Source organism: Cyanobacterium sp. IPPAS B-1200 (assembly GCF_001747005.2).
Lineage (GTDB): Bacteria > Cyanobacteriota > Cyanobacteriia > Cyanobacteriales > Cyanobacteriaceae > Cyanobacterium.
On sequence record NZ_CP182899.1, the window covers coordinates 929,963 to 951,054 of the forward strand.

Here is a 21,092-nt window from a genome sequence, read left to right on the forward strand (position 1 = left end):
AACAATTAATAATTTATGAATCTTATTGCCACCAAAGATATTAGTTTTGAAAGTGCGATCGCCCTTACCCAAGAATTTATCAATCAACTACCTACCTTAGAAGAAGATAAACAAGAGGAAATAGTCACCTCCTTAGTGCAATCTGTCAATGGTAGTAGGGGCTTTTTTGTTACTTATCTTACCCACGAAAACCAATTAGTAGATAATCCATCTAACGGTGTTATTAAAGGACTAAAATCTGCCCCAGAAATAGTGAGTGAATTATTAGTAAAAAACATTGCTATGTCAACAGCCATGAAAATTACCCATATGCGTAATAATGATTCAGAAATGGCAGAAAGTTCTCAAAAAGTGACCCAAAGAACAAAAAAAATAGTAGAACTTTGTCAACTTGAGCAAGTAAAAAACAAACTTTCTCACATGAAAAATACCATTATTGATAAAGAAGGAGAATATCAAGAATTTCTTTTACGTTGGGGTTATGACGATGAACAAAAACAAGCTATCCTAGAATCTGTGCAAGGATAAAAACTTGAAAAAAAGTAATCTTCAGCTAAATTTAACTGTTGACGAAAATCAGTCTATTACTCGACAATATTACTAAAACAATTTATTTAAACGAAACGAAATTTATGACAACTTATTATTACATTGCGGCCAGTGAAAAATTTTTAACCAGTGACAACGAAAACCTCCATGAGGTTTTAGACGAAAGACACAGATTTTATAAAGAACAAAATAAAGAGATTGATTTCTGGTTTATCAAACAACCTGCTTTCTTAGAAGCCCCTGAATTAGCACAGGTGAAAGCTAAATGTCCTCAACCTTCCGCTGCCGTGGTTTCTTTGGACAAAGAATGGATTACTTTTCTTAAATTACGTTTAGAGTATGTCCTTTCTGGAGAATTTGAAGCGCCTTCCGATTCTATTCCTCAGCCTACCGCTTCTTTGGTAGCTAGTAATTAGTAGAAAGAAGATATAGCAATTCTCATGGTTACGGAGTACAAGTTGATCCCCCTAAATCCCCCGCAAATTCGGGGGACTTGAGAGTAATAAATGTATTTCATAATTATAAAAAACGCTATATTAACTTTTTCTCAACTTTAATTGTCAATTTTTTTGCCCTCTCCTACAGGAGAGGGTTTTTTTGCTATTCTTAGTCTAGATAGCCCATTAAAAGGAATACATCATCAATTTCATTGGAGGCGACAGGACGATTACCCATAACATTATATTGTTCGCTAATTTGTAAAGTCCCTGCGGTAATTGGTCTTGAACCTGATAATACTAGAGTATTTCTAACATTCAGATGAGATTTGGTAATAGGACGTGTAGAGCCAACAGATTGATAAGTGCTTACCACTTCTAGGCTACTGGGTTTAATAGGTCTATTGTAATGAAATAAAGCGGTTGCTTTATTGGCTACTTCTAAGGCCGAAGTTTCTTGATTTTCTTCTTGGTTATGGTCTTGGTTTTCCCAATTATCGCTCATGGCTTATGCTCCTTTTTTAAATTTTTTTTCTACTATGCCTGAGTTGTAGGCTTTGATCTAATGAATTTAGGTCTGAAAATTAGATTTTCAACGAGTACGTTTATTATACTCCGATGGGGATCATTGACAATTGAGGTTAATTTTGCCTAATTTTAGTTTTTGGGATTTTTTTTCATTTTTCTATAATAAATCTTTCATAATCTTTTCATTATTTGCTATAATGGCACAAAAGATAAATTAAAGTAATGTAGATAATGAGTAACCTAAATCCTGTTTCGGTGGAAAATCTCACCATTAGTTATCGTCAAGTGGAAGCTCTACGAAATATCAATTTGACGATCGCCCCAAGCAGGGTGACAGGAATAATAGGGCCTAACGGAGCGGGAAAAAGTACCTTAATAAAGGGGATGTTGGGGTTAATTTCGGCTCAATTTGGTCGGGTGTCATGGGGGGATAAATCCTTGGCACAACAACGGGATAGGGTCGCCTATGTGCCTCAGAGAAGCCAAATTGATTGGACTTATCCAGCTACGGTGTGGGATGTGGTGATGATGGGCAGGGTAAAGAAAACGGGGTGGTTTCGTCCTTTTTCTCGCGTTAGTCGGGTTAAGGCTCAAAGTTGTCTTGAGAGAGTGGGCATGGGGGATTTGTGCGATCGCCCCATAGGGCAATTATCAGGGGGGCAACAACAAAGGGTATTTTTAGCCCGTTCTTTGGCGCAGGAAGCTGATATATTTTTCTTTGATGAGCCTTTTGTGGGAGTTGATCAAAAAACTGAAGCAATCATTTTCGATATTTTTCGGGAGTTAGCTGATAGTAATAAAATTGTGATGGTGGTTAACCACGACTTGGGGGAATCTATTAATAATTTTGACGATCTAATTTTGCTTAATAAAAGTTTAATTGCCTTTGGTGCAAGGGAGAAGGTTTTACGAGAAGAAAATCTTTCCTTTGCCTATGGTGGTGGGGTTTCTTTCTATGGGCACAGGGCCGCTTAAATAATGAAGAATTGATAATTGAGAATGGATAATTAATATTGATTAAATTTTGATTTGATTCCCTCTTATCTCCAAAGTAAACAGAAAAAATATTTATATTATCAATTGACAATCATAAACCATTGCCTATTCCTCGTTCCCTAACCTTAGTTTTAAATGGATTTTTTAATTGAGCCTTTACAATACGGTTTTATGCAACGCTCGTTAATCGTAGCGATTGTCATCGGCATCATTTGTGCCGTGGTGGGTACATATCTGATGGTGCAAAGGTTAGCAATGTTGGGTGATGCCATTAGTCATTCTGTTTTACCCGGATTGGCGATCGCCTTTATTTTTGATTGGAATATTTTTACAGGGGCTTTTATCGCAGGATTATTAAGCACAATATTAATAAATGTGATCAGAAATAACTCTCAAATCAAGGAAGATGCTGCCATGGGTATTGTTTTTTCAGCCTTTTTTGCCTTGGGAATTACCCTCATTACCATTGTGCAGAAGGATAATAAAATTGACCTCAATCATTTTCTTTTTGGCAATATTTTAAGTGTTAGTTTCGTGGAAGTTAGGGATACCATTGCGATCGCCCTTTTTATCCTTTTTATAGTAATTATGTTCTATAAAGAGCTATTGTTTTATACCTTCGACAAACTGGGAGCAGAATCAGTAGGTTTACCCGTGTATTGGCTTGATTTTAGCCTCATGATACTTATAGGCTTAACCATAGTCGCCAGTTTAAAAGCTGTGGGAGTTATCCTCGTTTTATCTTTGCTTATCACCCCTTCAGCCACCGCTTATTTATTGGTAAAAAGACTCCATGAAGTGATGTTGGTGGGAGTATTTTTTGGCGTAATTTCTAGTATTAGCGGAATGTATATTAGTTTTTATTACAATTTGCCCTCCGGACCTGCCATCGTTTTGGTAGCAACTTTTTTCTTCTTTTTATCCTTTTTATTTAGTCCTTCCCAAGGATTACTTACTAATTTTATAAAGTTAAAAATGATTAATAAATAAACTATATTATTAATAAAATAAAGCATATTATAAAAAGTAGTAACAAAAGTAAAATAAATGTCCCTTAAGTATGATTTGGGAGCAGAGCAAGATAAAAACACTTAACAAAAAAAGTTTTAAAACACCTTAATATTTTGTTATAATTCAGATCCATATACGCCATTATCAAAATATAATTTTTCAATCTATGGTAGCAACCGTACCGAATACTAATAATCAAAGAATGCCCCTAACACCGATTTTTAATCCAGGGGGTGACGACAGAATTGAGAATCGTAGTGTCTGGTTTGGTAATACCACCAACCTAATGCAACTCAACGATGTACGCTATTCTTGGGCTATTGGCTTGTATCAACAAATGAGGGAAAACTTTTGGATTCGTGCGACTCGTTTAGGGTAGGAACTAAAGTACATCAAGCACTCAGCTACTATGTACAATAGCTAAACCCTAACTTGGTTCGGAGTTTACAAAATGGACTGAAATTGCCTAATGTAAACAAAACTTTACAAAACATAATACGGATTACCGTACAAAGAAAGTAGAGATAACCGTACCTTGATAACTTATATTTCATGAAGGTTAAAGTCCTTCCCTCCCAGTCTCGGAGTGAAAGCCCTTCCCTCATTTTTACAAGCTAGTAATTTGCAAGGATGAAGCAGGGATGTAATTCTAAAGTAGTTTAGGCAAAAACAAAACGGAATTAAGTGGCAGGTAACTATGAACAGCGAAAGCAAATTATCATGACAACTGTCGTCAAAGTTGACTAGCGAAAAAGCCTGAAACGCTAGGGTCAAAATAAGACCAAAGGAATATACGTGATAAAGAATGTGTCCTCTTTATCGAGACTCAAACAAAATCCTCGGCAGAGAGATAGGTTCTAAGGTTACAGTCAATGAAATATAGGAACGAGTGAAACTTATGACGGCTCTTCTTTTCTAAGAAGTAGTAACTAGCGTAAGCCCCATAAGTGAAGGATTGAGTTTCAAGCTAATGCTTTGGTGTAATGCCAAAGATATGCCAAAAGACTCACTTGAGAATAGTCTATAAATTCACAAAAAGCAATCAATATGACAAGTATGGAGATCACATCAAAGTTTGAATGGAGTTCAATCGACTGGCATAAAGCCCAGTCGGTAATCTCGAAGTTGCAACGTAGAATTTATAGAGCATCTCAGAATGGAAATTTGGTACTAGCCAGAAAACTCCAGAAGATACTTACTAAATCAATGTCAGCGAAATTAGTAGCTGTTAGGAAAGTCACACAAGATAATCAAGGGAAAAGCACATCAGGAGTGGATGGAGTCAAATCCATTAAACCTAAGCAAAGACTAGAACTCGCCAAAAACTTAGAAATAAATACAAAAGCAGATAAAATTCGCAGAGTATATATTCCGAAGAAAAATGGAGAAAAAAGAGGACTAGGCATCCCAACAATTAGTGACAGAGCCAAACAAGCATTAATGAAAATGGCATTAGAACCAGAATGGGAAGCTAGATTTGAACCCAACTCATACGGATTTAGACCCCAAAGAAGTGCATGGGATGCCGTTGAAGCAATAAAAAAAACCATCATATACAAACCCAAATATGTATTAGATGCGGACATCGAAAAATGCTTCGACAAAATTAGCCATAATAAACTAATCAACAAGGCAACCCAAATTTCAAAATTCCAGAAACAAATAAAAGCATGGCTAAAAAGCGGAATACTGGACAACGGGTTAGAAATAAACCCAAAAGAAGGAACACCACAAGGAGGAGTTATATCCCCTCTTTTAGCCAATATTGCTCTACATGGTATGGAAGAAGAAATAAATAAACACTTCCCACAAACCAAAGAAAGATACATAAAAATGTCCAAACAAAAATATGGATATAAGGTATCAGCCCCTACACTCATAAGATATGCCGATGACTTCGTAATATTATGCGAAGACATTAACATCATCATAAAATGTAAGGAGATTATAGAAAATTGGTTAAAAGACTGGGGATTAAATCTAAAGGAATCCAAAACCAAAATAGTTCACACTAAAGAGGAAGCATTTGGAAATAATGCGGGATTTGATTTCCTAGGATTTAACATTCGACAGTATGAAAAGGGTAAAAAGCACACGAATACTTTTTCTAATGGAAATATAACAAAAAGATTGGAGTACAAAACACTAATCAAACCTTCCAAAGAAAGTATAAAAAGGCATTACAAAAATCTAGCTGATTTAATTACTAAAGGTAACGGAATAAAACAGGAATACCTAATCAATTCTCTACAAAAGAGAATAACAGGGTGGTGTAATTATTACAAATACTGTAATTCCAAAGAAACTTTTACCAAATTAAATCATTTGGTGTGGAAAAGACTTCTCCGATGGGGAGTCAGAAGACACCAAACCAAGGGGACAAACTGGGTAGTAAACAAATACTGGAAAACTATTAATGGTAGAAAATGGGAATTTACTGACGGTAATATTCTCCTAAAAACCCATGACAAGTTTAAATCTGGTGAAAGGTTCATCAAAATAAAAGGGAACAAAAGCCCGTATGACGGAGATGAACAATATTGGAATAAAAGAACCTCCAAGTTGAAATATACCAGTAATACATTAAACCAAAAGCTGTATAAACAACAAAAAGGACTATGTGGTATCTGTCACAGCCTAATTAATAATGAGGATTTAGCAGATATACATCATATTATTTCAATAAAAGATGGTGGTACAGATGAACTAAAGAACTACACTTTAGCTCACAAACACTGTCACCAAAAACTACATGGAGATGTCGCATAAGTAATAGTGCAGCTATTTTCGAGAGGAGCGGTATGAGATGAAAGTCTCACGTACCGTTCTGAAGCCGAGTTTATATTGTGAAATATAGGCTTAGGTTAACCCCAAAAACTTGACATTACCCAAGACGTTACCGATTATTGGAATTTAACCCCAGAAGAAAGACGTGCATTTGAAGGTATTTTATCTTATTTAACCTTCCTCGATTCTGTACAAACTTGTAATATTCCTCATCTAAAAAGTTCCATTACAGCCCCAGAAATTAGCCTTTGTATGGCAGAACAAATTTCTCAGGAAGGAATGCATAATCATGCTTATCAATACATGATTGAAACTATTATTCCTAGTGATAAAAGAGATCAAGTTTATGATTTTTGGCGCACTGACAAAGTGCTTTCTGCCCGTTGTGAATTTATCGCTGGTTATTACCAAAAATATATTGATAATCCCACTAAAGAGAATTATTTTATTGCTCTTTTAAGTGATTATTTATTAGAGGGTTTATATTTCTATAACGGTTTTATTTTCTTCTACAATTTAGCCGCTAGAATGTTAATGCCCGGTTCTGCGGATATTTTCAAAATGATCAACCGTGATGAGTTGAGCCATGTTCGATTATACCAAAGACTGATCCCCGAAGCGATGAAAAGTTTTGATTATTCTTTCGATCAAATTTATGAAATGTTTGATACTGCTGTAAAGCATGAATGTCGTTGGACTAATCACATTGTGGGTAATAATATTTTAGGTATTACTGAGTCTAGCACTGAACGTTATACCAAATATCTTGCTAATATTAGGTTAAGGGCGATCGGTTTAGAGCCTCTTTACACCGATGCGAAATATGCTAAGAGTCCTTATACTCATTTAGAGAAATTTTCTGATACCAAAAAAGAAGGTAGCACCAAAGCAAACTTTTTTGAAGCTAGTGTCACCAGTTACATGATGTCTTCTGGGGTGACAGGCTGGGATGAAATTTAATTTTTGTCCTCAAAGCTAACAAAAAGATATAAGCGAATTTCCCCTTCATTTTATTGAGTAAGTTGAGGGGAAATTTTTGTAGTTTAATTTTTATATATCTTAGTTCAATATTGGTTATGATAAAAGCAGAGCATGAGCATAAATCAATTTAATTAAATTTTTGATGAGTCCCACTGTTTTTAAAGAAGATGGCTATCGCTTCTTTTCCCGTGAGGAAGCTAGAATGCACGTTCATGTTTACTCTGGAGAAGGAGAGGCTACATTTTGGCTTGAACCACAAATTGAATTAGCCCGTAATCACAATTTATCTCGAAAACACCTTAAAGCAATAGAAACGATTATTGAGGAACGACAAAATGAACTTAGAAATGCTTGGACAAAACATTTCTCGGGCTGAAGTGACTAATATTTCTTCCCATGGAATATGGATTCTTGCAAACAATGAGGAAATGTTTCTTTCTTACCAAGATTTTCCTTGGTTTGAGGATGTTCCTGTTAAACAAATTTTAAATATACAAGAACCTTTTCCCAATCATTTTTATTGGCCAGATTTAGATGTGGATTTAAGTAAAGATATTATCAAAAATCCTCAAAGATTCCCTCTTCAGGCTAAATGATGAGTGGGCTTTACGTCACAGATTTTTTGAAGGTTACCCTTAATATAATGTTATTGAGACTATTAACACTACATTAATTTTTAAAGAAGATATTAGAATGATTAAATAACTAATAAATAATTAATTCCCAGAGAATAACTAATAATTGATGCTCATAACCGATGAAACTCTGCTTCAGTATAAAAGATGTAAGCGCAAAGCGTTTCTTAATTTTCATTGTCAAAGGGATGAAAAACCACAGGTAAAGGATTTTGTTAAGAAATTAAAGCAGGAAAGAATTATCCACACAAAACAGGTTATCGAGCATTATAATTGGACGGTGCATTATCCATCATTATCAAACGATTCCCTTGTGGAGTCAACTTTAGATTTGATGAGGAGAGGGGTTGACTGTATCTATGATGGACAACTGAATTATACCAATGAAGATGGAAGTCTTGTTTTTGAAACTAATCCGACTTTATTGATAAAACAAAATATTGCTTCGGCTTTGGGAGATTGGAGTTATTTGTCGGTTAATACTCATTTGGGCAAGAGTCATAAACCAGAATATAAGTTAATTGCGGCATTTCAGGGGTTTATCTTAGCTCAAAATCAAGGTTTAATGCCTAATTCGGCAGATTTTGTGGTGAGGAATTTTCGCAGATATACCATTAATCTAGGGATTTGGTTACCCAAAGTGCAAGAAGCTATTGAGGATTGTCAACGGTTGTTTGGGGCGGAGGATGCCCCAGAAGTGTTTATTTCTCGTCAAAAATGCGGTTTGTGTGAGTGGTATGGTGATTGTCATGGCATAGCGGTGCAAGAAAATCATTTATCTTTAATACCGGGGATTACTCCTCGTAAATATGAGCTTTTGAGGCAGAAGGGGGCGGGGGATTTTGAGGGATTAGTTAGTTTATCTTTACCAGAATTGAACCAAATTCTGAATTATGATGGGGCAGAAGTTCTTTTTAAGCAGGTTCAATCTTTAAGGTTAAATCGTCCTATCCTTAAGGGAGATGTGATCAATTCTATTCCTAGTAGTAGTATTGAGCTTTATTTTGACATAGAAGCTGAACCTGATCGGCAGGTGGATTATTTGTTGGGTATTTTTTTAGTTGATAATGATAATAATACTGAGAAATATTATAGTTTTTTGGCTGAAAATTTAGAACAGGAAAAAGAGGCTTGGTTAAATTTTTTGGAGTTTGTCAATGGTTATCCTGATAGTTTTATTTATCATTTTTCGGGGTATGAGGTGGAAACTATTAAAAGACTTGCTAATGTTTATAAAAGTCCTAATAAGTTGATTCAGCCTTTGTTAAAAAGATTGGTTGATGTTCATAAATTAGTTACTCAAAATTATCTTTTTCCTGTAGAAAGTTATTCTTTAAAGTCTTTGGGTAAATGGTTAGATTTTCAGTGGCGTATTCCCCCTAATCATGATTTTAAAAGCGTGGGTGGCGATCAGTGTGTAGCATGGTATGACAAATGGTTATTAGAGGGCGATCGCACTTATTTAGACTATATATTAATGTATAATGAAGATGATTGTCGGGCAACTTTTGCTGTCAAAAAATATCTTACTTCTTTAAGTTTATTATCTTCGGAAATAGATATTTAATTGGAATATATTTAACCTTTTTTTACTAAGATAAACTAATTAATCATCCTGACGATTATTTTTTAGAAAATATGGAATGTCAATAACTCCCCTTTTATCACTATTTTTATTATTATCTTTTTTAGAGGGCGTTATTTTTGATAATAAATCTATATTCTTTTTTACAAGATTATCCTGATTATCTTTAGATTCTTGGGGAATATTTTCGGGTTGACTCTGTTTTATTTCAGTAGGTTGTGAAGTAGAAGTATCAGCATTGGATGGTTTTTCCTCTTCTATTTTTTTGCCCTCTGGTTTTTGAGCAGCCTTTTCTTCGCTGTGATTGGTAACATTATCATCATGATGTTGTGGTGTTTTTTCCTGAGTTTCGAGGGCGTCAGATGATTTACTAGCTAATTTTTTAGCATTATCCAACAGAGGAATATTGACAAAATTCGGCACAGGGGCGATCGCAAAGTTAGACAATTGAGTTATGGTAGGATTATCAGCATTACCTTTAGGATTACGAACCTCAGACCAAGATTTGATGGTACTTTTTTCCGCATTCTTTACTGGGGGCTTATCCGTAGAAGAAGATTGTAAATACTTATCCAAAGCCGCCTTATACTCTAAAGTTGACCTTTGTTGCCTTTGCAATCTGGCATTTAACTCCTGATTTTCCTTTTCTTTTTCCCTGACTTGATATTGTAATTGATTGTAATTTTCTTGTAAAAACGAACAATCCCTTTCCAAGCGTCCCCTTTGGGTTTGAGAATCCTTTAAATCTTGAGCTAACTTTTCAATTAATAACTGTTGATTTTTGATTCTGCCAGTGTCATCTTCTAGCTTACGATAAAGTTTATTAATAGTCTCTTTATGGGCATCTAAATCTTGATTTTGTTCATTGATAATCGTATCCTTTGCCTTAATTTCTTTCTGATAACCAATCAAGGATTTTTCTAAATTAGTCGCCTTTTCCTTCAACTTCTCATACTTTTCCCTTACCTTACAAGCGATGGCATACCAATCCAGATTACGGAGTTTTTCGGGTAAATTTTGAGGAGTATTCATAATAACTAAATTTTGGGTAATAAAGAAGCAAATTAAGAAGGATAAATAATTGTAAATTTTATTTTACCTTAGCAGTGATTAATCCATGAAACTTGACTGACCAAAGAAAAAATGATAAGGTTTACTAATCATAGCCATATTATAAGCAGGAAACAATGAACTTAAACTCGAATATCCCCCATCCTTCTGCCAAAGAAGATGTAAGTGATTATGTTGCCCATTTACAGCTACACATGAGTCTTCAATCTCGTAATCTTCTCCCCAGTATGAATAAAATTAAAGATAACAATCATAATTTTGTCTATGAAAGTCAGGCAACCATTGAGAAATTTACTTCCCGTGAGTTAGGGTAATTTGCTTCTCAATTTTTTTGCCCATAAATATTTACCATACAAAAGGATTTATCCCCTTGTTGGAAATAAAAAAGCCGTCTCCGAATTAGGGGCGGTTTTTTGTAGGGAAAAGAGACTCCGATTACCGTTTCTATAGAATGAACTAGAATAAGAAGATAGATATAAACAAAAGACATCACAATGAGCCTAACCGCAGTTAAACCTAGCCTCACCAAGACACCCACCATTACTACATTATCTAATGGGTTGACCATTATTGCCGAACAAATGCCCGTAGAAGCCGTTAATTTTAATGTATGGTTTAATGTTGGTTCAGCGGTAGAAAGTAATCAAATTAATGGAATGGCTCACTTTTTAGAACATATGATCTTTAAAGGAAGTCAAAGGTTGCTTTGTGGGGAGTTTGAGAGAGTGGTGGAGGCTAGAGGTGCTGTGACAAATGCGGCCACAAGTCATGAATATACTCATTTTTATGTTACTTCTTCTCCCCAAGATTTTGCAGATTTAGCCCCTTTACAGCTAGATTTGGTTTTAAATTGTAGTTTACCTGAGTCGGAGTTTACCAGAGAGAAGTTAGTTGTTTTAGAGGAAATTCGCAGGGCTAACGATAATCCTCGCCGTTTGGCTTTTGAAAAGGCCATGAAGATTTGTTTTCCCCATTTGCCCTATTCTCGCCCCATTTTAGGCACAGAGGAAATTATTGAGCCTTTGACAAGGCAACAAATGTATGATTTTCACCGCTGTTGGTATCAACCAGCATCCATGACGGTTAATGCGGTGGGGAATCTACCTGTGGAGGATTTAACAGCCATTGTAGCTGAAGCTATGGGGGATTTTGCACTGGGGCAACAGACTTTTAAACCTCAGATTATCCCTGAGTCGCCTTTTACTGACATTGTGAGGGAGGAGTATGGGGATTCTGCCCTACAACAGTCGAGGATGATTATGATGTGGCGTGTGCCTGGGTTAATGAGTTTTCATGATACCCTTGCTTTGGATGTTTTGGCGATGATTTTGGGGCAGGGTAAGTTATCTCGTTTATTCCGTAGTCTCAGGGAGGATAAAAGGTTGGTGAAGGGTATTGGGGCTAGTAATATGAATCATCAGGTGCAGGGAGTTTTTTATATTGCGAGTCAGTTGGATAAGAATAATTTGGATGAGGTGGAGGGAGAGATTCTTAATAATATCAAGGATATTCAGGATAATGGGGTGTCTGAGGTGGAGTTGAAAAGGGTTTGTAATCTGGTGGCGAATCAGTTTATTTTTCATAGTGAAAAACCGAGCGATCGTGCCAATCTTTATGGTTATTATTATTCTCAGTTAGGTAGTTTAGATCTAGCTTTTAGTTATACAGACAATCTACGCTCTTTGACGGTGGATGATATTCAACAAGCCGCCAGAAAATATCTCCATGTTGATGCCTATGGCATTGTTCGGGCAATGAATGAGTAATGGGAGACAAGGTGATAGGGTGATTAATCTTTATTATCCATTGCTTAATTGCTCTAAAGACACAAAAACTGCTATCTTAACGAAAGAAAATAATCAAAAAGAAAAAAGGCACGACTAAACAATGATTTACCAACGGGTTTTACTGAAGTTAAGCGGTGAAGCATTAATGGGTAATTTGGGTTATGGAATTGATCCTAAAGTAGTTGCCGATATTGCTGAAGACATTGCGCAGGTTGTAAAAGAAAATGTAGAGGTTGCCATAGTCGTTGGTGGAGGTAATATTTTTAGGGGTGTAAAAGCATCCGCCGCGGGAATGGATAGGGCAACCGCTGACTATGTCGGTATGATTGCCACTGTAATGAATGCTATGACATTACAAGATGCTTTAGAAAGAATGGATGTTCCGACTAGAGTTCAAACTGCGATCGCCATGCAAGAAGTAGCCGAACCTTATATTCGCAGACGTGCCATTCGTCACCTAGAAGTAGGGAGAGTTGTTATATTCGGTGCAGGTTCAGGAAATCCTTTTTTTACCACTGACACTACGGCCGCATTACGGGCAGCAGAAATTGACGCTCAAGTGATTTTTAAAGCCACTAAAGTAGATGGTGTCTATGATAGCGATCCTGTTACCAATCCTGATGCTCGTCTTTATAAAAGTTTAAACTATAACCATGTTTTAACCCAAGATTTGAGGGTTATGGACGGAACTGCGATCGCCCTTTGCAAAGAAAATAATATCCCCATTGTGGTATTCAACCTTGCCGAACGTGGTAATATCATTCGAGCAATAAAAGGTGAACCCATAGGTACAATTATAGGAGGTTCTTATGACGTTAATTGATGATCTAAAAGCTAATATGCAAAAAAGTGTCGAGAGGACACAACAAGACTTTAATACCATTCGCACAGGTAGGGCAAACGCCAGTTTACTCGACAAAATCATGATCGACTACTATGGTGCTGATACTCCCCTAAAAACTTTGGCAGGTATTAGCACCCCCGATGCTACCACTATCTTAATCCAACCTTTTGACCGTGGCAGTATGAGTCAAATTGAAAAAGCCATTTCCCTCTCCGACATCGGTTTAACCCCTAATAATGATGGGCAAGTAATCCGTCTCAATATTCCCCCTCTCACCGCCGAGCGCCGCCAGGAATTTGTTAAACTAGCGGGGAAATATGCGGAAGATGGTAAGGTTTCTGTGCGTAATCACCGTCGTGATGCCATTGATAAGGTTAGAAAACAGGAAAAAAATAGTGATATTTCTGAGGATGAATCCCGTGATTTACAAGATGAAATTCAAAAGGTAACGGATTTGTTTACTACCAAAATTGATGAACTTTTAGTCGTTAAAGAGAAGGAATTAACTAGTATTTAAACTAGATTTTACAGAATATGTTCGGTTGGGGCAAGGGGGTGAAACCCCTTGTTAATAAGAGTTTTTTCCCCCAAGGGTACAAAAGTTCGTTATTGAGATAAAAAAGGCTAAGAAAATTTTATGATCAATATTGCTATTTTGGGGACGGGACGTTGGGGAAGTCATTTTGTTAAAATTTTTCTTAATCATAGTGATGTTAATTTAAAAGCAGTTTGTGATAGTAGCCAAGAAAGATTAAATTTTGTTCAAGAAAAATATCAAATTCCTCAAACAGTTAAGTTATTAACTAATTGGCAGGAAGTAAGTAATATAAAAGAGTTAGATGCAGTTATAATAACTACTCCAGCCACTTCTCATTATAATTTAATTAAGTATTTTTTAAATAGTAACTATCATATATTAGCAGAAAAACCCCTCACTATTAACTCTAATAATGCTAAAGAATTAACAGATTTAGCTAATAAGAATAACCTAATTTTATTTGTTGATCATACTTATTTATTTAACCCTTTAATTGAACAATTAAATCATAAAATTCAAAAGGGAGATATAGGAGATTTAAAATATGGCTATGCTTCTCGCACCCATGCCGATGCTATCCGAGGGGATGTTAATGTTATTTGGGATTTAGCCATCCATGATATTTCCATTTTTAACTATATTTTGGGGGAAAAACCTTTTCAAGTTAGGGCGGAAGGACAAAATTTTCTCTCTCATAAATTGATAGATGTGGCGTGGTTAAAGTTATTTTATCCTAGTGGCTTTGTGGCAACGATTCATGTTAGTTGGTTAAATGCTGATAAACAAAGAAAGTTAACCATGGTGGGAGAAAAGGGTAGTTTAGTTTTTGATGAGATGATGTCTTCTTCTCCTTTAACTCTTTGTCGGGCAAATATCCATCAAGATGTGTCGCCTATGATGGTTGATGGTTATGACACAGAGAATATCGATTTTACCCCTTTTAATACTTTACAGCTAATGGGCGATCGCTTCCTATCCGCCATCAAAACCAATCATCAACCGAGAATATCCACGGGAGAATTTGCCACCGAATTAATCCAAATTCTCGAAGCCCTAGATATATCCTTAGAAAATAATAGTGCCATGGTTTCCGTTAACTATGGATAAAATGAAAGACGACTCCCACCCTAAGAAAGTATCTCAAAAAAATGGCAAAAGGTGATCAGTTATATGTATGGCGTAAATTTGCTAATCTTGACGGCGTATATCAACACCATGGTATCGACACAGGAGACGGCAACATTATCCATTATCGTAAACCTAGTGAGATAGTAGAAACAACAACTTTTGACACCTTCAGTAAAGGTAATCGGGTTTATATCCGTCAATATCCTCGGGGCTTTTCCTTTATTCCTGATATTGTCATAGAAAGGGCTTTTAGTCGTCTTGGGGAAAAAAAATATAATTTATTGTTTAATAATTGTGAACATTTTGCCACTTGGTGCAAAACAGGAATAAATGAAAGTAAACAAGTACAAGACTTTATTCCTACTATTAATAAGCTAAATACTTTTAATCTTTTTGATCCCCTTAAAACAGCTTTTAAAGATGTTAGTAATAATAATACCGAAAATATTATTGATAGTGCTTTAAATGATATTCGAGTGGCTTGGGATAGGGTACAACCTGAATATAAAGAAGCCCTCAAAGAAGTTGATATATGGCAAAAAGTTGCCTATAAAGCCCTACAAAATAACCGTGAAGATTTAGCAAGGGAGGCTTTGATTAGAAAGAAAACAAATCAAAGTAAAGTTAATGAATTACAAAGGGAACTAGAAAAATTAGCTACCATGACAGAAGGACTAATTCAGAGTAAAAAATAACCAAAAGTTTTAAATGTTAGGGAGTAGGGGTTACGGGGAGATTAACTTTAATGCTTACCTTTCTGCCTCCATTGTTTCCTTTCCTTGTCAAAACCTCTAAATTAAGTTAAACTTGTGTATGATGGCAAAAACTTGCCTAACGAGATGTAGCGCAGCTTGGTAGCGCGCCTGCTTTGGGAGCAGGATGCCGCAGGTTCAAATCCTGTCATCTCGATATATGCTCAAAAAAAAAGGGGGTATTCCCCCCAAGGTAGATTAAAACTCCAAATACCAGAATTCCTCTTTTAATTCCCTCTCCATGAGATTTTCAACGGCTTCCACGGGGGATACTTTACCTTTTAAGAGTAAATACACTTGATAGGAAATCGGTACGGGGATTTTTTCTTTGTGAGCTAATTTTATCAATACATTGGCGGTGTTAACTCCTTCCGCTGTGCCTTCTAAATTCTCTAAAATGTCTTCTAAAGCCTTTCCTTGGGATAAGCCCATGCCCACTTGATAGTTACGGGATAAGGGGCTGTCACAGGTAGCTAGTAAATCTCCTAACCCTGATAAACCGAAAAATGTTTCCACCGATGCACCTAGATGAGTACCTACCCTAATCATTTCTGGTAATGCTCTAGTTAAAAGGGCGGCTTTTGCGTTTGTACCTAAGTTTAACCCATCACACACCCCCGATGCGATCGCCATTACATTTTTTAATGTTCCGCCCAATTCTGTACCAATGGGGTCATTATTAACATATACCCTAAAAATGTCCGAAGCAAACATACTTTGCACCAACTCCGCCGCTTCCGTATCATTACTTGCCAATACCGTGGCTGCAGGTAAACCTTTTTTAATTTCCTTAGAAAGATTAGGCCCTGATAATACTATTACAGCATGGTTAGGAAAAGTCTCCTGCCAAATTTGAGAAGGAGTAAGGGTAGTCTCAAAATCTAAACCCTTAGTAGCAGTAACAATAATAGCCTTATCTTTTAAACCAATTTCCTTAAGTTGTTGACTAACCGCCACAACCCCCTTCATGGAAATAGCAGAAATAATTACATCCGCATCCTTTACCACTTCTTCTAAAGATTTTTCAGCCCGACGACTCCACACCTCACATTCAAATCCCGCACGGTTAAGCAAAAAACATAAACTTGTACCCCATGCCCCTGCACCAATAATAATTGTTTTAAGATTTTCAGTAGTCATAATAATTTAATCCTGTTATTTTCATAGGATGAATAATTTCATCACAAACTAATTTTAAAGGTAGATGGATAAAATAAATGTTATGGAAGATGACTTTTTATTAGTTACCCCATCAACAACTAAAAATTCAAACAACAATGTCCAATATTTATTTTATAATAATATTCTTAATACTTATTCTTTTTTGTGCATTTATTTTAGCCTTTAAAGTAAATAAAAAAAGAAAATTAATTTATTCATCACCTATCAATCAGGAGTGGATTAGTTTCCTTGAAAATAACGTTTATTTATATAAAAAACTTCCTGAACAATATAAACCACAATTACATAATTATATTAAAATATTTATTGCTGAAAAAGAATTTATAGGCAAAGAAGGCATCGAAGTTACTGAACAAATGAAACTAATGATTGCCTCCCAAGCCTGTTTATTATTACTTGATAATAATCCTAACTTTTTACATCCAAACAAAAGTAATTATTTTCCCTATTTAAAATTTATTTATATTTATCCTGACAGAATAGAAAATAAACTTAATAAAAATGCCCCCGAAAGTAGTTTATTATTAGGTCAATCGTCAGTAGGTTATAAATCAGGAAAAGATGGTAATATTCTTTTTTCTTGGTTAGATGTCAAACTAGAATCACAATCTCATAATACAGAAAGTAATGTAGTTTTACATGAATTTAGCCATCAATTAGACCAAGAATTTGGCAATGCGACAGGTACTCCAAAACTAAAAAATTTAGAAGCTACTTTAATTTGGCAAAATATCTTTAAAATAGAGTATCAAAAATTATGTTTATCCATCGAAAAACAAGAATATACTATTATTGATAAATATGGTGCAACTAACCCCGTAGAATTTTTTGCAGTGGCTACGGAAGCCTTTTTTCTTAAAGGAAAATTAATAGCAGTGAATCACCCTTTATTATATGAACAATTGAGGCAATATTATCAAGTAGATCCTGCTTTATGGTAAACTAAATCTTATTTTAATAATTGAGTAATTATGACAGTTAATAAAAAATAAGTAAAAATAAATATTTTTTAAATTGGAAAAATAAGTCAATTACTTGTATTTGTTTAAACAAAATATATTTTTGGTTATGTATATTTTAAAAATTGATAATTTTCTAAAAAAGATATTAGTTATAGCGTTTTTTATAATTATGAGATACATTTATTATTCTTAAGTCCCCCTTATTAAGGGGGATTTAGGGGGATCATCTTGTACTCCGTAACCATGATAATTGCTATATATCATTTATGACAGCGCACCTTAATTAAAAACAAAGATTAAAAAAATTATTAAACATCAAAAAGTTTTTCATGGGTTAAAGCTAATGTTTCTAACTCTTTTCTTTTTTCTAAGGATAGACTAGGAGGATGATTATAAATGGTCAATAAATCATTAAAAATTTGTTCAGGGTTATCAGGAAAAGACTTTAACTCATATCCCTTTATATCTAATTCTTGCATAAGTTGAGATACTTTAGGATCATAGGATAAAGCAAAACAATTACAACCCTCAGAAGCACCCATAATTAAACTGTGTAGTCTCATGCCGATGAGCATTTTTATTTGTTTAAAAATACCTTTTAATTGTCGAGGATTTTCGATGATGATTACCTGACAATTATCTTTGAGTTGTTCTTCTATTTTTTGACATAATGATAGGTCTTGTTTTATTTGAAAAGGAATTAAAATAACGTTAGCTTTAGTTGCTTTTTGTAGTTGTTTTATGGAATCTATTAATAATTGTAATTTTTGATCAGTTAATGTAGAATGTTGACGAACATTAACAGCAATTAAAGGAGCTTTTAAAATATTAATATTAATAGTTTTTTCACTAGATAAAGCCCAAACAGGATCAGGGGCAATAAAATAAGATAAATTCCAGTTATCAAGGATTTTTGCTGAACCTTTATCCCTAACACTAATCCCCTGACAACCCGTTAATACTTGTTTAGTAATCCATTGAGTCAAAGGGAAATTAAGAGGCCCTATCCCTTGGGCATAGGCGATGGTAGTTAAGCCTTTTAACTGTGCTAATTTCATTAAACTAGCATAAAAAAGGGGGCTTTTAATACTGGTGACATCCTGCATTAAACTACCGCCTCCCCAAATAAAATAATCTTGTTTTCCTAAGCTAATAATTTGTTTGGCAATGTCAAGACGAGAATAGCTTTTTATTCCATAATTTTTGGTTGTTAAAGTTGGATTTCCTGATAAAACAATAGGTTCAATATCTTTAGGTAATCTCTCTATTAAAGATAATAATAATGCTTCATCTCCCGCATTTCCCTGTCCATAATAGCCACAAATTATTGCTTTTTTCATTCTTTTTTATTCATTGATAATTACAGTGCGATCGCCTATAATTGTACCTTGATAAATTAAATCTTCATGTAAATTAGTATTGAGAGTTATTTTAATCTCATTTTCACCCTTTGGCAAATCAGAAATATGATACCAATTGCCATAAATACGGGTAATTTTTTCCCCATTAATATATAAATGTCCATGACCTTGATTTATACTACTCTCTTGGTTTACCTCTTGGGGAGCAAAATCAAAATTTTCAGTGACAATTTTTAAATTCCATCCCTCTTTATTATCTTTTATAGCTTCAATATTAACGGCGGGAACCAAATTATGACTAGAAACATCAATGGCTTGATGATGATGACCCATTTGATTGTTATGATGATTATGCTCTTGATTACTATGGGCAAAAGCATTTTCAAGACTAAAACTAGAGGAAGAAATAAAAACGCAACTAAGAGCTAACAAAGACAAATTTATTCGAGATTTCATAAATAATTATGACATGATAAATGATAACCCTTCTATTATTGAATAAAAGCTAAAAATAAAGCAAGTTTTACCACTGGTCAAAGTTACATTTAAAATAAATTTTATTTCTCACAAAAAAAGTTACTATGTTTCGTCTTGCCCTACCTTCAGATATTCAAGCCTTAAAAAGTATCTACCAAAAATCAGTAACAGAATTAGCCCCTAGCCTATATACCAAAGAACAAGTAATTGCATGGTCATCATTTCCTGATGATACCGTAAAATTTACACAATTTATCCTTAAGCCTGATACCTATATCTTAGAAAATAATCAAGAAATAGTAGGCTTTTGTGGACTAGAAAAAAATGGACATATTGCTTCCCTTTATATTCATCCTGCCCACACTCGTCAAGGATATGGCACTAATTTATTAAATTATGTCTTAAATCGAGGTATCCAAGAAAATATTAGTCGATTTTATAGTGAAGCTAGTTTTTTTTCTCAACCACTATTTAAGCGTTGCGGCTTCAAGGTATTAGAAATGGAGACGGTTAAATATGGGGTAGTTTCTTTTGAAAGGTATAAAATGGAGAAAAGAATTACGAGGGAAAAAAATGAGCAGTAATCAGGAGATGAAAGCGTTTATTGCTGAATTAAAAAATCAGTTTAAAATCATAGGATTATTTTTAGTAATTTTTTGGGCGGTGGAAATTATTAATCAATCCTTTTTCGCTAACAATCTTAATTATTTGGGCATCATGCCAAGGAGTGTGGTGGGTTTGAGAGGAATTATATTTGCCCCTTTTCTCCATGTTGATTTTCCTCACCTACTAGCCAACACAGTGCCTTTTGCCATATTGGGTTGGTTTGTGATGTTACAAAATACAAAAGATTTTTATGTAGTTACTCTCATTGCGAGTTTATTTAGTGGGGTGGGAGTATGGTTATTTGCTCAACCTAACTCTATTACCATGGGTGCTAGTGGGGTGATTTTTGGTTATTTGGGATTTTTATTGGCTAGGGGTTATTTTCAAAAAAATGCTCCTTCTATTGCTCTTTCTCTCACGGTAATATTTTTGTATGGTGGTATGATTTGGGGCATTTTGCCAGCTAATCCTAGTGTGTCATGGTTAGGTCATTTATTTGGCTTTTTAGGTGGAATTTATGCGGCTAAATTTATCTCCTCAAAATAAGAAGTATTATGCCGACAAAAACTTTATCTCAAAGGAATTGTTATCTTTAATAAGTAATACTAATTTGAGATTTTTTTTAATAACCAATTAACTGTTGGGCATTATATTATGTATATTATGATGGAATAAAGTATTACTACTAAATTATCATAAATATTATCAATACTGCTCATTTTCTATGATCTATTTTCTTATTAAACTGAAATTATATTTTAGTCATTTTGTGTAGCATTCCTTAGATAAAATACTTTGAAGTTAAAACAATTTTTAATATTAATTAACATAAAATTCAGTATTTTTAGGGATAGATTCATCTTGGAATTAAGGCA

Annotated in this window: 22 protein-coding genes, 1 tRNA gene and 2 pseudogenes; 20 read left to right on the top strand and 5 right to left on the bottom strand. The window is 34.6% G+C overall.

The features are described from left to right. Window positions 1-15 precede the first annotated feature (15 nt). On the top strand, window positions 16-528 hold the full coding sequence (locus A5482_RS04225; protein ID WP_069789544.1) for a hypothetical protein: 513 nt from the start codon (window positions 16-18) through the stop codon (window positions 526-528). 104 nt (window positions 529-632) lie between these two features. Further along, window positions 633-965 (top strand): MgPME-cyclase complex family protein, encoded by a 333-nt coding sequence (locus A5482_RS04230; RefSeq protein WP_069789545.1) that lies wholly within the window; start codon window positions 633-635, stop codon window positions 963-965. 190 nt (window positions 966-1,155) lie between these two features. Here A5482_RS04230 and A5482_RS04235 read toward each other — a convergent pair whose 3' ends face one another. Further along, on the bottom strand, window positions 1,156-1,491 hold the full coding sequence (locus A5482_RS04235) for a hypothetical protein (protein ID WP_069789546.1): 336 nt from the start codon (window positions 1,489-1,491) through the stop codon (window positions 1,156-1,158). Between the two features lie 254 nt (window positions 1,492-1,745). Here A5482_RS04235 and A5482_RS04240 point away from each other — a divergent pair, with 254 nt between their 5' ends. The 8 genes and pseudogenes from A5482_RS04240 (at window position 1,746) to A5482_RS04275 (ending at window position 9,491) form a co-directional block, all read left to right on the top strand. Further along, window positions 1,746-2,489 carry a metal ABC transporter ATP-binding protein gene (locus A5482_RS04240; RefSeq protein ID WP_069789547.1) on the top strand — a complete coding sequence of 248 codons (744 nt, stop codon included), beginning with the start codon at window positions 1,746-1,748 and terminating at the stop codon, window positions 2,487-2,489. A 156-nt stretch (window positions 2,490-2,645) separates the two neighbouring features. Next, complete coding sequence (locus A5482_RS04245; protein ID WP_069789548.1) at window positions 2,646-3,500, top strand: metal ABC transporter permease; 855 nt, start codon at window positions 2,646-2,648, stop codon at window positions 3,498-3,500. Window positions 3,501-3,723: 223 nt separating this feature from the next. Next, window positions 3,724-3,879, top strand: a pseudogene (locus tag A5482_RS04250) (ribonucleotide-diphosphate reductase subunit beta); the annotation flags it as partial. A 698-nt stretch (window positions 3,880-4,577) separates the two neighbouring features. Beyond that, complete coding sequence (gene ltrA / locus A5482_RS04255) at window positions 4,578-6,290, top strand: group II intron reverse transcriptase/maturase (RefSeq protein ID WP_069789589.1); 1,713 nt, start codon at window positions 4,578-4,580, stop codon at window positions 6,288-6,290. A gap of 99 nt (window positions 6,291-6,389) precedes the next feature. Beyond that, a pseudogene (locus A5482_RS04260) lies at window positions 6,390-7,268 on the top strand (ribonucleotide-diphosphate reductase subunit beta); the annotation flags it as partial. A 163-nt stretch (window positions 7,269-7,431) separates the two neighbouring features. Then, window positions 7,432-7,665, top strand: coding sequence for a DUF4160 domain-containing protein (locus tag A5482_RS04265; protein WP_069789550.1), 234 nt, complete (start codon window positions 7,432-7,434; stop codon window positions 7,663-7,665). Next, on the top strand, window positions 7,625-7,885 hold the full coding sequence (locus A5482_RS04270) for a DUF2442 domain-containing protein (RefSeq protein WP_069789551.1): 261 nt from the start codon (window positions 7,625-7,627) through the stop codon (window positions 7,883-7,885). Before A5482_RS04265 ends, A5482_RS04270 begins: the two co-directional genes overlap by 41 nt. Window positions 7,886-8,033: 148 nt before the next feature. Continuing rightward, the gene (locus A5482_RS04275) at window positions 8,034-9,491 is read left to right on the top strand and encodes a TM0106 family RecB-like putative nuclease (protein ID WP_069789552.1); all 1,458 of its coding nucleotides are present in this window, start codon (window positions 8,034-8,036) and stop codon (window positions 9,489-9,491) included. 39 nt (window positions 9,492-9,530) lie between these two features. On the opposite strand, the gene A5482_RS04280 is transcribed toward A5482_RS04275, so the two are convergent. Continuing rightward, on the bottom strand, window positions 9,531-10,541 hold the full coding sequence (locus A5482_RS04280) for a hypothetical protein (protein WP_069789553.1): 1,011 nt from the start codon (window positions 10,539-10,541) through the stop codon (window positions 9,531-9,533). Between the two features lie 155 nt (window positions 10,542-10,696). On the opposite strand from A5482_RS04280, the gene A5482_RS04285 reads away from it, so the two are divergent. The 7 genes from A5482_RS04285 to A5482_RS04315 all read left to right on the top strand — a co-directional run bounded on the left by A5482_RS04285 (window position 10,697) and on the right by A5482_RS04315 (window position 15,786). Further along, window positions 10,697-10,894 (top strand): hypothetical protein, encoded by a 198-nt coding sequence (locus tag A5482_RS04285; RefSeq protein WP_069789554.1) that lies wholly within the window; start codon window positions 10,697-10,699, stop codon window positions 10,892-10,894. A 180-nt stretch (window positions 10,895-11,074) separates the two neighbouring features. Continuing rightward, on the top strand, window positions 11,075-12,346 hold the full coding sequence (locus A5482_RS04290) for a M16 family metallopeptidase (protein WP_069789555.1): 1,272 nt from the start codon (window positions 11,075-11,077) through the stop codon (window positions 12,344-12,346). 121 nt (window positions 12,347-12,467) lie between these two features. Further along, window positions 12,468-13,190, top strand: a complete 723-nt coding sequence (gene pyrH, locus A5482_RS04295) for a UMP kinase (RefSeq protein ID WP_069789556.1) — start codon at window positions 12,468-12,470, stop codon at window positions 13,188-13,190. Then, window positions 13,177-13,728, top strand: coding sequence for a ribosome recycling factor (frr, locus tag A5482_RS04300; protein ID WP_069789557.1), 552 nt, complete (start codon window positions 13,177-13,179; stop codon window positions 13,726-13,728). Before pyrH ends, frr begins: the two co-directional genes overlap by 14 nt. A gap of 120 nt (window positions 13,729-13,848) precedes the next feature. Beyond that, window positions 13,849-14,856, top strand: coding sequence for a Gfo/Idh/MocA family protein (locus A5482_RS04305; protein ID WP_069789558.1), 1,008 nt, complete (start codon window positions 13,849-13,851; stop codon window positions 14,854-14,856). 41 nt (window positions 14,857-14,897) lie between these two features. Next, window positions 14,898-15,572 (top strand): lecithin retinol acyltransferase family protein, encoded by a 675-nt coding sequence (locus tag A5482_RS04310; RefSeq protein WP_069789559.1) that lies wholly within the window; start codon window positions 14,898-14,900, stop codon window positions 15,570-15,572. Window positions 15,573-15,712: 140 nt separating this feature from the next. Beyond that, a tRNA-Pro gene (locus A5482_RS04315) sits at window positions 15,713-15,786 on the top strand. Between the two features lie 41 nt (window positions 15,787-15,827). On the opposite strand, the gene A5482_RS04320 is transcribed toward A5482_RS04315, so the two are convergent. Next, window positions 15,828-16,769 carry an NAD(P)H-dependent glycerol-3-phosphate dehydrogenase gene (locus tag A5482_RS04320; protein ID WP_069789560.1) on the bottom strand — a complete coding sequence of 314 codons (942 nt, stop codon included), beginning with the start codon at window positions 16,767-16,769 and terminating at the stop codon, window positions 15,828-15,830. A gap of 137 nt (window positions 16,770-16,906) precedes the next feature. On the opposite strand from A5482_RS04320, the gene A5482_RS04325 reads away from it, so the two are divergent. Then, on the top strand, window positions 16,907-17,752 hold the full coding sequence (locus tag A5482_RS04325; RefSeq protein ID WP_069789561.1) for a M90 family metallopeptidase: 846 nt from the start codon (window positions 16,907-16,909) through the stop codon (window positions 17,750-17,752). Window positions 17,753-18,081: 329 nt separating this feature from the next. Here the strand turns inward: A5482_RS04325 and csaB are convergent, their stop codons facing one another. Continuing rightward, window positions 18,082-19,113, bottom strand: coding sequence for a polysaccharide pyruvyl transferase CsaB (gene csaB, locus A5482_RS04330; protein WP_069789562.1), 1,032 nt, complete (start codon window positions 19,111-19,113; stop codon window positions 18,082-18,084). 6 nt (window positions 19,114-19,119) lie between these two features. Continuing rightward, window positions 19,120-19,590, bottom strand: coding sequence for a hypothetical protein (locus A5482_RS04335; protein ID WP_069789563.1), 471 nt, complete (start codon window positions 19,588-19,590; stop codon window positions 19,120-19,122). Window positions 19,591-19,715: 125 nt separating this feature from the next. Between A5482_RS04335 and A5482_RS04340 the strand changes: the two genes are divergently transcribed. Together A5482_RS04340 and A5482_RS04345 are read left to right on the top strand one after the other, a co-directional pair. Then, window positions 19,716-20,195, top strand: a complete 480-nt coding sequence (locus A5482_RS04340) for a GNAT family N-acetyltransferase (protein WP_069789564.1) — start codon at window positions 19,716-19,718, stop codon at window positions 20,193-20,195. Beyond that, entirely contained in the window at window positions 20,185-20,763 is a 579-nt protein-coding gene (locus A5482_RS04345) for a rhomboid family intramembrane serine protease (protein WP_069789565.1), read from the top strand. Before A5482_RS04340 ends, A5482_RS04345 begins: the two co-directional genes overlap by 11 nt. Window positions 20,764-21,092 lie beyond the last annotated feature (329 nt).